Raw genomic sequence first — 14,651 nt, forward strand, 5'->3', positions numbered from 1 at the left:
CTTAGAAAAAGGCTAAAATTTCTTTTCTCACACCTTCGTTGATAATGACTGCCATGATTAACGAAATAATTAAACCAATAAAAGCCTTATAAATATCTTTTCGTGCTAATTTGAAAGCTCTAAAAAGCCATGTATTTCTCTTTTCTGCTTTGGCATGTTTTCCAAGTGCGATGGCAATCTCTCTACCTCCAAGTAACCCGATAAATACCCAAGTGGTACTCATAGGTACATTGTTGTACATTTTGAAATATAATAGAATTATCGCATAGACAAAATCGACAATCGTTGCAGCACGTACATCTGTCACATTTGTTTTCTCATTGACCACGCTCTGAATCTTATCTCCTTTCATGTAGAAAAGGAATCCCAATCCCAAAAATATAAACCCTGCAAAACCTGCGAATTCTATGGCATTTAATTGCCTAGGGAGAAAAACAGCAATATTAGCGGCATCCTGCATGATCCATACAGCCCAAAGAGTACCGGAAGTAATCCACTGTAAATAAATCCAATAAGGAGCAGGCTTGCCTTTAAGGTAATTTTTAACAAATCGTTCCAGTGTAAACCAAACAATCATTGCTAAAGCAAATGCCAATAGATAACCCACAAAACTCTTGAACATAACACTCACAATAGTCCCTGCTTTGTAAGTAAAGACATTCAGCAAAAGAAAAGTGGTAGAAACAGGCATTCTCATCCTAGTCATTATGATAAGAACAATAGGAGCTGCGAGCTGAAGAAAAACAAAACCGGTAGGCGCCCTATCTAGACCAGGTACGCTCAAACGCTGATTACTCACATCTCCATCAAAAACAATCCAACTGTAACTCACTGTCGCTACAAAGATAATTCCCATAAACAGCCAGAGCCAATACCACTTCTTACTGTGGTTAGAAGCGATGAAAGTACCAATGGTCTGAATACTATCATTTGCAATCGCAGAATAAGCGGCCAAGGCAAAGCCAAACCACATTGCAGCATAGGTGTAGGGGGTGATTACAGCAGCAGTTGTTACCAGGACAAGGATTACAATCAGGAATGGTTTCTCTTTCTTGGTAAAATCGAACAGAGAATAGGCTCCCTTAGAGAGTTTATCCTGATTTATGTTTTGATCTATTTTTTTCTTGGCCATGTTTTGCCGTTTGGACGGTAGCCCAAAATTAAAGAAGTTATCTTTCTATCCATGTTATCAAATTGTTAAGTAAGCACAAATCCGTCTCTGAAAGATAGTTTCGTCTTGTTTTCCGCAAAAAAATTTCAAATTTTGCTCAATATTTTATCAAAAATTTGGATGATAGGCTTCTGCCCACCGAATTTGAATTGCTGAATTTTGAGATAAAGTAGAAAACTGATTAATTCTGAATCTAATAAATGGAGAACTTAGAGCTGGAAAACAATAAAGTAAATAAGGCTAAGAGTTATCTCATGATGATGTTGGCTCTGATGCTTTTCATCTTCGCAATTGATTTGCTTACGGTGGCAATGAGCCACCTAAACAATGAGATTGCTGAAAACATCCTTCAAGCCACAAGAAATCCTTTTATCAGCCTCTTCATTGGGCTACTTATGACTGCACTAATCCAGAGCAGTTCCACTGTCACCGCCAGTGTAGTGGCAGTAGTAGCATCAGGAAATATGGCGCTCGAGCAGGCTGTCCCCATGGTGATGGGTGCAAACATCGGTACTACTCTTACCTCATCCTTAGTCTCTCTCTCTTATATCATGAATAAGAAGGAATTCAAAAGAGCCTTCTCTGCAGGTATGCTGCATGATATTTTTAACATTTGCACCGTTGTAATTTTGCTGCCTTTGGAAGTATATTTTGGTTTTTTATCCAAGATTTCAGTCGCAATAGCTCATTTTTTTATGCCTGACGAATCCTACTCTGGGCCTATAGTATATAATAAAGTGTTTACAAGGCCACTTTCAGAATGGATCTCTAATACCATAGATATCCCATTTTTGACGATGATACTTTCGATCTTTTTGGTTTTTTCCGCAATTAAAATCTTGTCCACTTCTGTTTACAAAGCATTTGTAGTCAATAGCTTTCAGGATATCAATAAACTAATATTCAAGAATACTTATATGGCATTTATTTATGGAATGTTCTTTACTGCAGCTGTACAGTCTAGTACCGTGACCACCTCCTTGGTAGTGCCATTAGTTGCCAAAAAGAAAGTATCTGTGCGAAAGGCTTTCCCATTCATCATAGGAGCTAACATAGGAACTACGATCACCGCGGCAATTGCTGCCATTTACAAAACAGAAGCTGCCATTGCACTGGCCATTGTTCACTTTCTTTTCAATTTTATAGGCGCATTGATATTCCTACCATTTCCTACGTTGAGAAATATCCCTGTGCTCTTGGCTATATATATGGGCAAGAGAACAGTTAAAAGTAGAATTCTTGGCTTTGTCTACATTCTGCTGACCTTCTTCGTAATTCCTTTTTTATTGATCTATTTCAGCAACGATTAAGAATTTCTCCAGGAATCCATCAGAGATTTAGCTGAGCTAGTACCTATTCTATCCGCACCAGCTTTGATCAGCTCGAGCGCAAAGTCTAATGTTTTGATTCCTCCACTTGCTTTGATACCTACAGATGAAGATAAATTCTCTCGCATCAGCTTAATATCTTCTACTTTTGCCCCAGTTGAAGCATAGCCAGTGGATGTTTTCACAAAGTCCACTCCAGCATCCTGACATATCAAGCACGCCCCTACAATTTGCTTGTCATCCAAATTAGCTGTTTCGATAATGACTTTGAGGATTCGCTCCTCTTCATGGCAAAGCTTTGCTATCTGTGCAATTTCAATCTTTTCCCAATTCATACCAGAGTGGAAAGCAGTCTGAGACCATACCAAATCCAACTCATCTGCACCTTGACGGATCGCTTCACGAGTTTCAAACACTTTTGTGGCTGTATCAGAATAGCCAAAAGGAAAACCTATTACAGTCACTAACTGTACATTCTCTTCCCCTAAGTCTCTTCGCACTTTTTTCACCCAAAAAGGTGGAATACAAACACCTACAAATTGCTCCTCAATAGCCTCTCGCACTAAAAAATCTACCTCTGAGCCAGTCATGGTAGGTTTCAAAAGCGTGGATTCAAGAAATCGATTCAGGTTATTCATGTTGATTAACAAAATCTGTCAAGTAAATAAACTCAATCGTCAAATCCCCGTCACGTGCAATAGTCGCGCGTTCTAGTAGTCCCGAGTTTTCTTCCAAAAGCGCAGGAATCACCCATTTCATCAATTGATTACCAAACTCCTGACTCGCTTCTCGAGGAAGTTCACAGGGCAAATTATCTATAGCCATTACGGAGATGCTTGTCTGACTGCCAAAAGCTGGTATTTTTTGTCCTGTAAATCGATCCACATCATAAACAGGATTAGCAATCGTGGTGGAAGAAATCGTGGTAGGAATGGGGCCTCCCACATCACAACTCACATCCGCTATCACTGAAAGCTGAAAATCATCAGGTGCGATATCTTTAATAGTAAATAGTCGAGGAGCATCTGGATTCCAATAGGCTCCAGAAATCATCAGCTCGCCCGCCTCTGCAAATTTCTGAAAATGGCTTTCATAAAGGCCTGGATTTGAATAAAACTCTTGTCTATCAAAACCCCCGTCTGATTTGCGTCTGTTATAATCAGGTGAACTCAACTTCACATAAACTGGCTCTTCAAAATATCCATGTAAGAAGTCATGTACCGAAACTTCACGAATCTTCAAAGAATTCAACACTTCCAATGCACCACCGCCCACACGACCTGAGCCAGTCAGAATAATTTTCACCGGCGGCAGCTGCACTTTAGCAAGCTCGCTATGAAGCTCTTTCAGATCTGCACATTCATTAGCTCGTTTGATATCAAATAAATCAGTCTTCTTGCCATAGGTCCAGAAAGCATTGTATGAACCAACTATGCCTGCCCATCTTCCGAAGGCGACCACACGATTACCGTCCTCGCCCTTTAAAACTTCATAATCTATCAATCGGATGTTTTTTTCCAAAACAGCTTGAAGTAGCTTTCTATTATAAGGTTGTTTTTTGAGTGTATGAGAAAAGAAAAAGTAAGTCTTCCCAGCTATCAACTGATCTATGGGCACCTCTTTCACTCCGAAAAGCACATCACAATCAGAAATATCATCGGACACCATTATTCCCGCATCTATAAATTCCTGGTCAGAAAAAGATCGTATAGAACTGGATTGTACCAGAATACTGAGCTTCCCTTCGTATTCCTTCTGAATAGATTTCAACTGAACAGGTGTAAATGGAACTCGTTTATCAGGCGTGTTTTTTCCTTCGCGGATTATTCCGATTTTCATGTGTTTATATTTGTTTTATTAAGGCCACATGGAATCTCGCATGGTAGGTAATCACCCCACCGTGCAACGTTCTTTGTCATGCTCGATTTCATAAAAATTTTAGTTACTCCGAAATTTAATATACACCAATGAATTATGTACTGCTAGCTCTCAGCTGGATGGTTTTCTACACCTTACATTCCATTTTAGCTGCTTCCAAGTTAAAAAAAATTATGGAGGGAAAATTGGGAAATTCTTATAAATGGTATCGCCTGATCTACACTTTGTTTTCACTCATCTTTTTTTTGGGTATCATGATCCAATCAGTGTTAATTCCCAAAACTGTACTGATTCCAAAAACTGATTTGACAGATTACTTGGGCTATATGTTTGCCGGTTTTGGAACAATCATCGCCACAAAGTCCAGCAAAAATTACTCCCTGAAGAAATTCATAGGTCTTAGGCCTTCAGCAAAAAAAGATGAATCATTAGTAACTTCTGGACTTTACTCCAAAATTCGTCATCCTCTTTATGCTGGTCTTGTGTTAATATTCCTTGGATATTTCTTGTTTGCTGGTTCTATGAGTGCTGCTATTCATCTTGGCTGTCTACTAGTATACTTACCCTTTGGGATCTATTTTGAGGAAAAGAACCTACTTAAACAATTTGGCGAGCAGTATCAAAAATACAAAGAAGAAGTCCCAGCCATTATACCCAAGTTGTGGTAAGATTAGAGAACTGAAATATGACTTAGACCATTGAAAATGCTACTATTTTAATTGTGGCAAGCTTAACTTGTATTTCATAGAAAGTAGTCTGATCACAATAATTACAACAATGGAAATTAGCAGATTAAGATCCCGAGCGATTTCTAAATGGTCGAGAATCAAATACACTATAGCTCCAGCCAAACAGGCAGAAGCATAAACTTCCTTGCGGAAAAGAATTGGAATTTGGTTGGTCAAAGTATCTCTGATCACTCCCCCCATTACTGCTGTGAACATACCCATGATAGCTGCTATCTCTGGCCTCATACCAAGACTTAAGGCTTTTTCCACGCCAAGTACCGTGAAAAATGCGATGCCAAGTGTATCAAATAGGAAGAATGTCTTACGTAGCCTGCTTAAAAAATTAGTGAATGTAAATGCCGCTAAAATTCCTGCCAAAATCGCATATAGAAAAACCACATCTCCAATCCATACCAGTGGATAACTATCCAGCAAGATGTCCCTAAGTGTACCTCCACCTATAGCAGTGATAAAACCCGTAAACCCAGCACCAAACATGTCGTGCTCTAGTTCCCGAATTGCCAAAGCACCCGATATGGCAAAAACAAAGGTTCCAACTAATTCTAATCCGTATTGTAAATCCATCTAAAAATAATGTTGACCTCTTATCTCACTTATACATAAGCTACTGCAAAGCTCTGCAATTATTCTGAATCATGAGACAAAATCACTGGTTTAAAAGAACGAAATGGTCCCGTGCGTAAGACACCAACGGTGGCGCAAATCTCTAATCTCTTTTCTCCACTCTCCTTCTTTAATCTCTCATATCGTCTTTTCCATCACAAAAACTCCCATTGTCCGCTGTCCATGAACCAGCACAGATTTGGGATGCTCCAGAAATCGTAATCCCCTTTCTTGCAACTTATTCACATGAGCTTCTGTCAGTAAAAACCGGCTTGATCCATCCGGAAGCAAGTATTTTCCTTCCCCAAGAGCTTGACTATTTTCCAATATTCCTCCAAAAGCTGTTGTCATCCGAAACCATAAAACTCCTCCTGGTTTTAGTACTCGGAGCATCTCGTCCATCATTTGCCAAAAATTAGTTTCGTCATTCGCAAAGTGTAACACGGCCGAGCAGATTACCGCATCAAATGCCTCTTTATGGAAAGGTATTTCTTCTAATCCTGCTACCTGAAATCTATGTGAATCATAGCTCTTGTCCAGACTCTTTGACATGTATCTACAGTACTGAATAGCCGTTTCGTTCTGATCAATGCCGAAAATTTGATATGCACCATTGACGAAATAAACAGCATTCCTTCCTTCTCCACAGCCTGCATCAAGGATTATCATTTCTGTAGAAAACCTGCCTTTCAGAATCTGATCAAGCAAGTAGATATCAATGTTGCCAAGTAATTTATTCAGTTCAGAGATGTTCATTTTCCCATTTATCTAAGGCTTGAATTGCTTTTTGTCTTCCTACTTCTATCATTTCCTCCGCACGGTGAAATTCTAACGTTCCTGCTTGATTCCTTGCCACTTGTATCGAAACATCAACCTCAAATTTTTCTATTAACAAGGCCGAAAAGCGATCTTGAAGTAAGTCAAAAGAACGGTTCATCAAACTGATAGAACTAAGAGAAGCAGGCTTTTCTTCTTTTACTTGCTCGGGAAAATACTGACGCATTTTTGTGCGGTAATCTGTTACCCAAGCAGGCATGGAAAGGTAGCTTTTGCCCGTAGGATCTTTTTTTGGAGGTAATATCAATTCAGAATCATTGGCATTCAATCCTACAACTACAATCATATTTTCTTCTGCTTGCTGTAATAGTGAAAGCGGGACAGGATTCAGCACGCCACCATCGATCAATTCATGGCGTTGGAATCGCGCGGGTTGAAAAACAGTAGGAATGCTTCCCGAAGCTCGAATGGCCGCATATAAACTCCCATCTCTAAAAACGACTTCTTTGGCATTGATATAATCCACAGCATTGCAATAAAATGGAATGTCCAAATCCTCAATTTGGCAATCCTTTACTACCTTTTTTAAGGCATTATAGACCTTTTCTCCTTTGATAAATCCCTTGCTGGAAAATGTAAAATCCATTAGCGAAAACACGTCAAGTCTATCCAAATGGCAAATCCAATCCTTAAATTCATCCATTTTACCCGCTGCATACATGCCTCCGACTAATGCTCCAGCTGAGCAACCTGCAATTTCAGCGATGTAATACCCACGTTTTTCCAGCTCTTCAATGACTCCCACGTGCGCTAATCCCCGCGCTCCACCGCTGCTCAAAACCAATGATACTGATTTCCTATTCTTCATAGTAGATTAGAAATTATCAACTAAATTTAAGCTGAAAAACCTTCAACGAAAGTACACAATATGAGCCAATTCAAACCCTTTCACCTGGCTTTCCCAATAAGGGACATCGCCGAAACCAGAGCATTCTATGGAGATCTTCTAGGCTGCGAAATTGGAAGAAGCACCGACAAATGGATAGATTTCAACTTCTTTGGACACCAACTCTCAGCACATATCAAACCTGAGGAATTAGCACTTGCCCACACGAATACCGTGGATGGAAAGTACGTTCCTGTTAGGCATTTTGGTGCGATATTACCTTGGGGCGAATGGCATGAATTAGCCGATAAACTGAAGTCACATGGAATTGAATTTGTGATCGAACCTTACATCCGTTTTCAAGGTGAAGTAGGAGAGCAGGCTACTATGTTTTTCCTTGATCCCTGCGGAAATGCTTTAGAATTCAAATCCTTTCAGGACGAATCTCAGATTTTCGCCAAATAAATTCTCTAATTTGAAACCTCACTACTTAGACTCTGGAATCGGTCGGACGATCACTATTGAAGGAAGAAATTATCTCTATTTCAGTGGAACTTCTTATCTGGGAATTGGCCAAGAAAAATCTTTTCTAAATCAACTATCGGAAAATCTATTTCGATTTGGAGCGAATCATGGCCAAAGTAGGATCAATTCTATTCGTCTTCAGGTTTTTGATGCGTTCGAAAATCAGTTTGCACAAAATGCTGGCGCAGAAGCTGCTGCAGTTCTGAGCTCAGGATATATCGCAGGAATCGCAGCATGGAAAGCTCTAGCGCAAGATGCTGTTGAAATCTGGATCGCTCCAGATAGCCACTCAGCTGTAGTACCAGACAATTTTTCCCCTTCCATCCAATTTAATTTTACACAATGGAAAAATCATTGTCTTGCACAGTCAGAAAGCCTTTCTCAAAGAAAAATATTATTAATCGGAAATGCCGTAGATCCCTTTGCCTGTGAAATTCATGACTACACGTGGGTAAAGGAAATCGCTCAAAAACACGAGGTTAGTCTCTTGATCGATGACAGTCATGCCTTCGGAGCCATTGGAAATAGCATCTATGGAACTTACAAAAAATGGGCTGACTCAGCTTATAACTTGCTGGTGTCAGGTTCGCTTGGAAAAGGATTGAGCTTGCCTGCTGGAATAATTTTGGGAGAAGAATCTCAGATATATAAAATCAAAGCCACGCCACTTTTCGGAGGTGCATCGCCTGGATCACCAGCTCATCTGAAGACTTTCTTAGACATGGAGAAACTCTACCTGAAAAAGAAAAAATGGTTAGAAGATGCTTGTGGCATTTTTGCACAAGAGACAACACACATTCCGCAAATCCATGGAAGTCGGGATTTCCCAGTATTTGTGTGCAATGATGCTAGTTGGACCAAAGAATTCGAAAAAGCTGGAATCATTACTTCTTCATTTCCTTACCCGACCGCGGAAAGTCCTACTGTAAACAGAATCGTACTATCTGCTTATCATGAACTGGAAGACTTGATGTATCTCAATCAGGTGATTCGTGATCTAGCAAAATCATAAAAAGATCTAGTTTGTAAAATGGATAAACTAGAATATGATTATCCGCAATCCTGCCAGTACCATTATTTTCTTTGCTCAACAGGCTGGAAGACCGATGACGGGTGACCGAAGTAGCCTCATTTCCAGTGTTTAACATTAAATTAATCCTTATTTTATATTTTAATACTGAAAATGCGGATATACACAAAATAGTATGATACAGAAGAAATAACCTCCCATCTACCGCTCTATTCTTAATTTTTACTTCATTTTAATTCTGCCGACTTCTATACTAACTATCATTGCTATGGCATTTTTCAATGATGAACCTATCACATTGGATCAGCTGAAAAGTCCAAAACTGTGGCTTGGTTTCATTGCTTTCCAGTTAGTATTTGGAACTTGTATGTACTTTTGGGATTACAAATCTCGATCTAAGGAATTTAGATAAAATGCCTAATCGTAATACTAACAACCAAATTCAAATAAACTAATGGAAATACAGGAAGACACAGACAGAAATTCTAAGAAGAAAACTCCATTTGTTTATCGCTCATTTTTTAACTTCTGGCTGGCAGTCTTATTACCGGGAAGTATTATTATTACGATGGGAGGCCAGTTTTTCAAAAGTGACCCACTTTGGGCTGACTTTTTAAAATTGCCTTCAACCTATGCTAGAATCTTAATATTCCAATTGATATTGGGGATTTGGTTGTATTATAAAGAGTATAAGCCGAAGTCAGCTAAATTTAAAGAAGATGCCTGATTGGAATTCCAGGATGCAAATTCAACTTTCACTATGAAAAAACATAATATCAAGCGTACAACTACCAAAAAGCCAACGCCTTTTATTTATAGATCATTTCTCAACTTCTGGCTAATAGTTATCCTTCCAGCAACTTTAGCAGCGCTGACTATCTCCAAGCTTTATTACAATAACACAATCAATTTCGAGCCTCTAAAAGAACCAAACACCTGGCTATACTTCGTTATACTTCAGGTTTTTTTAACTTTTTTCACCTATCTCTGGGTTTACCGAATTAAATCGAAAGTGTATAAGAGTTAAGAATATTTATCTTAGGCTAAACAACAACCTAAAATGAAAACCATACGCTACTTCCTATTTCTTTTGGCTTTTTTGCCAACCCTCACTTTTTCCCAAAACCTAGCTGAAAAGCTCGGATATGCCAAAGATGCGAAGCTACTCATCATTCATGGAGATGATGTGGGCGTCTCGCATTCACAGACCAAAGCGACTTTCGATGCAATGAAGAATGGTGTTGTGAACTCCACTAGTATGATGGTGCCTACAGGTTGGTCAGCAGAAGTAGGGGAAATGGCAAAAGAAATGCCTAATGCAGATATCGGAATTCATATTACGCTAACGAATGAGTGGCTGAATTTCAACTGGGGACCAGAAGCTGGAAGAACAGCGGTTCCTGGTTTAGCAAATGAAAAAGGGCACATGTTCCCTGATTGTGAACAAGTGACTGCGAATGCAAGTCCTGAGGAAGTGGAGAAAGAAATTCGTGCACAAATCAAAGCTGCTAATCTAATGGGGATCACGCCAACTCATCTTGATTCTCACATGGGCTGTATCTTCTATGGCCGCCCGGAGTATTTAGCTTCTTACCTCAAGATTGCTCAGGAGCTAAAAATACCTGCAATGATTAATCAACAAATGGTAGATGGGATTGTAAAGCCCAATTCAGCATTATTCTCAGGAATAAATGTGGATAAGTTCCCTGTGGTCGATCAGCTTTTTATGGCTGAGCCAAAAGATTACGAGGCTGGCATGGAAGCTTATTATACAAATTCGCTTAATAATCTGACATCAGGATTGAATGTGATTTTGATTCATCTGGCTTTTGATGATGAAGAAATGAATGCGGTAACAAAAGATCATGACACCTATCATGCGCCATGGAGACAAGCAGATTATGACTTCTTCACCAGTGAAAAAGCCAGAGAACTATTAAAGATGAATAAGGTGCAATTGGTGACTTGGAGAGAAGTAGGTAAAACGATGTAGTTTTGTAGGCAAATTCAGTTTCCATGAAATACTCTATTCTCACAATTCCGATAGTCCTTTTTATTTCTCTATCCTGCCAAGGCCCGCAATCCGAGGAAGCAATGCTTTTTGATAGTTTAGAGAAATTACCTTCGGTACCCGTCAATGAAGCAACTAGCTTTTCTTTAGGAAGTGAGAATATTTTGATCAGTGGAAAGCAGCAAAAAATTACCTTAAAAACCATTCAACTATGGAGTGGTTCTACCGCTGCTATTCAAACTGGAACGGAGACAATTTGCTTAGATAATTCAAGTGATTTCAATAAATATCCTTTTGCATCCAAACAGATTTTTCAGCTGAACAATTCTGGATTAGAAGTAAGCCAGCTCCAATTTATCAGCAAAGATAAGCCGGGAATCACCCTTTTATATTCCATCAAGAATGTGGATAACTCAGCAAAAAGCATTCGCTTTAAGTTTCAACCAAATGTAGATCTGAAGCCTAGTTTGCTGATGGATAGCACATTTGGAAGCAATGCTGCAGATCAGATTATTTATGACGAGTTGACTGGAATCTTCACCGCAAAAGATCAAGATAATAACTGGTACGCGGCATGGGGAACTTCAACTGATTTCAATATGAGTCCTACTATTTCTGATTGCACACAAGAAATCTCAGAATCCGGAGCAAGTGCTGGATTTGAAATTTCATTAGAGTTAGCAGCTAACGAAGAGCGTGTAATTCCAATTTTTATCGCAGGTTCAGATCTGGGAGAATTTACCGCGATGGAGATCTTGGCTGATCTGAGAAAGGATCTTTACACGGATTGGGATGAGAATTTTGCGCTGGTAGATTCATTGAGAAAAACAGCAAAGATTACCATTCCAGATCAAGAACTTCACACGGCCTACGACTGGGCAAAATATAAAGTGGGCTCATATAAATTTGATAAGTACCAGGGACCGGCAAGCCCCATCGAAGATCCTGATGAAATTCACAGATTTCTAAAAGAGCTTACTAAAGAGTTTACTGCTCAAGTGGATGAAGCGCTATTTTTCTTTGATAAAAATAAACCACGGCATATTGCACCAGGTTGGGACCTGATTCAACCTACGACCTTATTGTTGATGGGGATTCATGGCGATGCAGTCAATCGAGTGACGTACATCCGGCCAAATTTGCCTAAAGACTGGAAGGATATATCTGTTGATAATCTATGGATCGAGGACAACAAAATCAACATTAGCATCCGCTCGGATGAAGATCAAATAACAGTAGAGGTGACTCAAACCCAAAAGAAAGTTGGAATATCTATCGAGCTTCCTGAAGAGTTCTCTAAAGTGAAAGTGCTAGGAAAGGAAGTGAGTAACGACACAAAAGATGGTTTTCGCAGGATTCTGATGACTGGAGATCATGTTAAGATTGAAGCTTTAAAGAATTAAAGATTCAGCCAATAATTCAGCTTCAGGACTAATGAACGCTGTTTTGGCATAAAATCACTTGGATAATAATTATCCGTATAGACCAAAAAGAAGTCGGAAACTGGAGCAAATCTCCATTGAAGTCGCGTATTGATATTTAAGTTGTCAATCTGGTTATTGTATTGAATAAAAGTAGTCCAGAATAAGCTTTTGGTAAACGTCAAGTCAAACCTTGGGCCTATCAAGTATAAATCGGCATCCTCCTGAGGAGCTGGAAGTCTGATTCGGTTGTAGGTGAAATTCATGGATATATTAGCAAAATACCCTAGCCTCAATCCCATCTCACTAGCAAAACTCACTCTATTGCCAGTAAAATACTCTCCAACCTCGCCATTGACAGATATATTTAAAGCCTTCCTTGGATTAGTCTGAAACTTATATCCAATGAAATCATTTCTATAAGATGACCCAGCAAGTAAGGGCTCTCCCCCAGTTCGAGTAGGATCAAAATCTCTGAACAGATAGATGTATCTATTTTGATAATAAAAAGCTGAGGAAGCTAAGGATTGAAATTGAACCTTATAACTGAGCGTAAGATCCTGATCAGTACTTCCCAGCTCTTCGTTCCACTTCAATTCGTACTCAATCTTCGGCTCATGACGATTGATTATTCTCGATTTAGGAAAGAATACGTAGGAGATTTCTGGATTCAGTCTCTTAAAATCGGTTCGAGGGGCATATCCAACTAGCGGGTTATAGCTTTCCCCTATATCGAGATAACTCACACTCCAACTCCAATGCAGATCATCGTAATTGATAAAGGCATTAAACACACCCGGGTTTTCTCCATTATCCTGTTCAAATGTTCTGTGATAAAATGTCTTTCCAGTCCATTTATTATTGGCAGAGGCAAGGTTATACTCCAGTCCCAGCAATTTATTGGAGGCTGAGGGGTCAAAGAAATTATCAGGGTTTTCTGGTGTCATAGATTCACGATCTACGAATATGATTCCAATATTAGAGCGAGCAAATACTTTCTTTTGAACCGCCATGACCGAAAAGTTTTTTCCTGATATTCCAGCTGATTCATCCGTGGCTGTTTGCATATTCATCATTCCTATTCTCCAATCATCGGTAATTTTCCCACTGATCCTTGCACCGTAGATGATCTTATTCTGAATATTCTGTCCCGTATTTTCATCTCTTGCTATGCCTATTCTGCGGGAAAAAAATGGTCGGGCAGACGGATGTCCAAAACTTGCAAATAGGTCACCATTTTCCAGAAAGAACTGCCTCCTTTCTGGAAAGAAGAGTTCAAATCGGTCCAAGTTTGTAACCTGAGCATCTACCTCAACCTGAGAGAAATCTGGGTTGAACGTAAGATCCAAATTTAGTGCTGGACCAAGTCCAATTTTGGCATCTCCACCCACTGCTGGAGTAGGTTTTTCTTGAGTGCCATCGATATAATTCCGTTGCGTTCGTCCTGCGACATAAGGTATCAAAGAGATATTGGCAGATTTTTTTTCAAGTGGTTCTTCAAAAAGCAACTTCCTATTGAATGCCAGTGAAATAATAGAAAAATTTCGAGGAATCGGTGCCCAAGTACTTCGCTCACCTTGATCACTATCAATTCGATAGAAATTTACATTCCATGCATTTCCACCATCTTTAAATCTCAAGGTTGAAAGAGGAATCACGGCCTCTACCTGCCAGCTATCTTCTAGGATCATTGCCTTTGCATACCATTTATTGTCCCATGCCAAACTCAAATCTTCTCCCACCTGCCCTCCGTTAGAAACGAGCCCCTCACGCTGCACACCATAGGGATTTATACCAAACTGAAATGCACTGGTTTTATCATTGAACGTATCAAAAACAAAGGTAATCCCGTCATTTGCTTCACCCCGATAATCTCTTCTAAGAGAAGTCGAGACATATTTCCTAGGTCCCTTATTCTCCATTTTCGCAGCGATGTAGATAGCAACATCATCGTACACAATTTTGATTCTCGTTTGCACCTTGGCTCGGGAAGTGTCGGAGGGGAAATACTGCATGAAATCTGTATTCCAACCAGCTGTATCCTGCCAGATAAGCTCATTTAGTTCACCATCTAATTCAATTGGGTTTTTTAATTTATAAGCAAATGCGCTTTTGTTAGGCTTTGATTGACCGAAGGCCACATTTAAACTGACCAGAAATAAGCAAATAAATAAAATATAGTTTTGCATAGAGCGATAATACCAAACAAAAATATCGCTCATCTGCACACTTAGAACTTTTATTATACCAATGGTAAGCTTAGCCATCTATT

General features: G+C 39.4%; 16 protein-coding genes. 9 read left to right on the forward strand and 7 right to left on the reverse strand.

Annotation, left to right across the window (positions count from 1 at the left end):
* Position 1: 1 nt before the first annotated feature.
* Positions 2-1,132, reverse strand: a complete 1,131-nt coding sequence (locus BVH02_RS07495; RefSeq protein WP_086500785.1) for a hypothetical protein — start codon at positions 1,130-1,132, stop codon at positions 2-4.
* Positions 1,133-1,371: 239 nt separating this feature from the next.
* On the opposite strand from BVH02_RS07495, the gene BVH02_RS07500 reads away from it, so the two are divergent.
* Positions 1,372-2,481 (forward strand): Na/Pi symporter, encoded by a 1,110-nt coding sequence (locus BVH02_RS07500; RefSeq protein ID WP_086500786.1) that lies wholly within the window; start codon positions 1,372-1,374, stop codon positions 2,479-2,481.
* On the opposite strand, the gene deoC is transcribed toward BVH02_RS07500, so the two are convergent.
* Positions 2,478-3,137, reverse strand: coding sequence for a deoxyribose-phosphate aldolase (deoC, locus tag BVH02_RS07505; RefSeq protein ID WP_086500787.1), 660 nt, complete (start codon positions 3,135-3,137; stop codon positions 2,478-2,480). The genes BVH02_RS07500 and deoC overlap by 4 nt on opposite strands.
* Complete coding sequence (locus BVH02_RS07510) at positions 3,130-4,338, reverse strand: NAD(P)-dependent oxidoreductase (protein ID WP_086500788.1); 1,209 nt, start codon at positions 4,336-4,338, stop codon at positions 3,130-3,132. Before BVH02_RS07510 ends, deoC begins: the two co-directional genes overlap by 8 nt.
* Positions 4,339-4,466: 128 nt before the next feature.
* Here BVH02_RS07510 and BVH02_RS07515 point away from each other — a divergent pair, with 128 nt between their 5' ends.
* A complete protein-coding gene (locus BVH02_RS07515) occupies positions 4,467-5,045 on the forward strand; it encodes a methyltransferase family protein (protein WP_086500789.1) in 579 nt (192 codons plus the stop codon).
* Between the two features lie 42 nt (positions 5,046-5,087).
* Here the strand turns inward: BVH02_RS07515 and BVH02_RS07520 are convergent, their stop codons facing one another.
* The 3 genes from BVH02_RS07520 to BVH02_RS07530 form a co-directional block, all read right to left on the reverse strand.
* Entirely contained in the window at positions 5,088-5,690 is a 603-nt protein-coding gene (locus BVH02_RS07520) for a trimeric intracellular cation channel family protein (RefSeq protein ID WP_086500790.1), read from the reverse strand.
* Between the two features lie 177 nt (positions 5,691-5,867).
* Positions 5,868-6,485 carry a class I SAM-dependent methyltransferase gene (locus tag BVH02_RS07525; protein WP_086500791.1) on the reverse strand — a complete coding sequence of 206 codons (618 nt, stop codon included), beginning with the start codon at positions 6,483-6,485 and terminating at the stop codon, positions 5,868-5,870.
* Positions 6,472-7,374: a patatin-like phospholipase family protein gene (locus BVH02_RS07530; protein ID WP_086500792.1), complete on the reverse strand. Its 903-nt coding sequence runs from the start codon at positions 7,372-7,374 to the stop codon at positions 6,472-6,474. The genes BVH02_RS07525 and BVH02_RS07530 overlap by 14 nt, the downstream gene beginning before the upstream one ends.
* 60 nt (positions 7,375-7,434) lie before the next feature.
* Between BVH02_RS07530 and BVH02_RS07535 the strand changes: the two genes are divergently transcribed.
* From BVH02_RS07535 to BVH02_RS07560, 7 genes are all read left to right on the forward strand, one after another.
* Positions 7,435-7,857 (forward strand): VOC family protein, encoded by a 423-nt coding sequence (locus tag BVH02_RS07535; protein WP_086500793.1) that lies wholly within the window; start codon positions 7,435-7,437, stop codon positions 7,855-7,857.
* Between the two features lie 10 nt (positions 7,858-7,867).
* A complete protein-coding gene (locus BVH02_RS07540) occupies positions 7,868-8,929 on the forward strand; it encodes an aminotransferase class I/II-fold pyridoxal phosphate-dependent enzyme (RefSeq protein WP_086500794.1) in 1,062 nt (353 codons plus the stop codon).
* 286 nt (positions 8,930-9,215) lie between these two features.
* Positions 9,216-9,359, forward strand: a complete 144-nt coding sequence (locus BVH02_RS21375) for a hypothetical protein (RefSeq protein ID WP_158093865.1) — start codon at positions 9,216-9,218, stop codon at positions 9,357-9,359.
* 42 nt (positions 9,360-9,401) lie between these two features.
* The gene (locus BVH02_RS07545; protein WP_086500795.1) at positions 9,402-9,674 is read left to right on the forward strand and encodes a hypothetical protein; all 273 of its coding nucleotides are present in this window, start codon (positions 9,402-9,404) and stop codon (positions 9,672-9,674) included.
* Between the two features lie 33 nt (positions 9,675-9,707).
* Positions 9,708-9,974: a hypothetical protein gene (locus BVH02_RS07550; protein ID WP_143244190.1), complete on the forward strand. Its 267-nt coding sequence runs from the start codon at positions 9,708-9,710 to the stop codon at positions 9,972-9,974.
* A 33-nt stretch (positions 9,975-10,007) separates the two neighbouring features.
* The gene (locus BVH02_RS07555; RefSeq protein WP_086500797.1) at positions 10,008-10,940 is read left to right on the forward strand and encodes a polysaccharide deacetylase family protein; all 933 of its coding nucleotides are present in this window, start codon (positions 10,008-10,010) and stop codon (positions 10,938-10,940) included.
* Positions 10,941-10,963: 23 nt separating this feature from the next.
* On the forward strand, positions 10,964-12,361 hold the full coding sequence (locus tag BVH02_RS07560) for a hypothetical protein (protein WP_086500798.1): 1,398 nt from the start codon (positions 10,964-10,966) through the stop codon (positions 12,359-12,361).
* On the opposite strand, the gene BVH02_RS07565 is transcribed toward BVH02_RS07560, so the two are convergent.
* A complete protein-coding gene (locus BVH02_RS07565; RefSeq protein WP_223271837.1) occupies positions 12,358-14,646 on the reverse strand; it encodes a DUF5916 domain-containing protein in 2,289 nt (762 codons plus the stop codon). The genes BVH02_RS07560 and BVH02_RS07565 overlap by 4 nt on opposite strands.
* Between the last annotated feature and the right edge of the window lie 5 nt (positions 14,647-14,651).

This window comes from Algoriphagus ratkowskyi (assembly GCF_002150505.1).
Lineage (GTDB): Bacteria > Bacteroidota > Bacteroidia > Cytophagales > Cyclobacteriaceae > Algoriphagus > Algoriphagus ratkowskyi.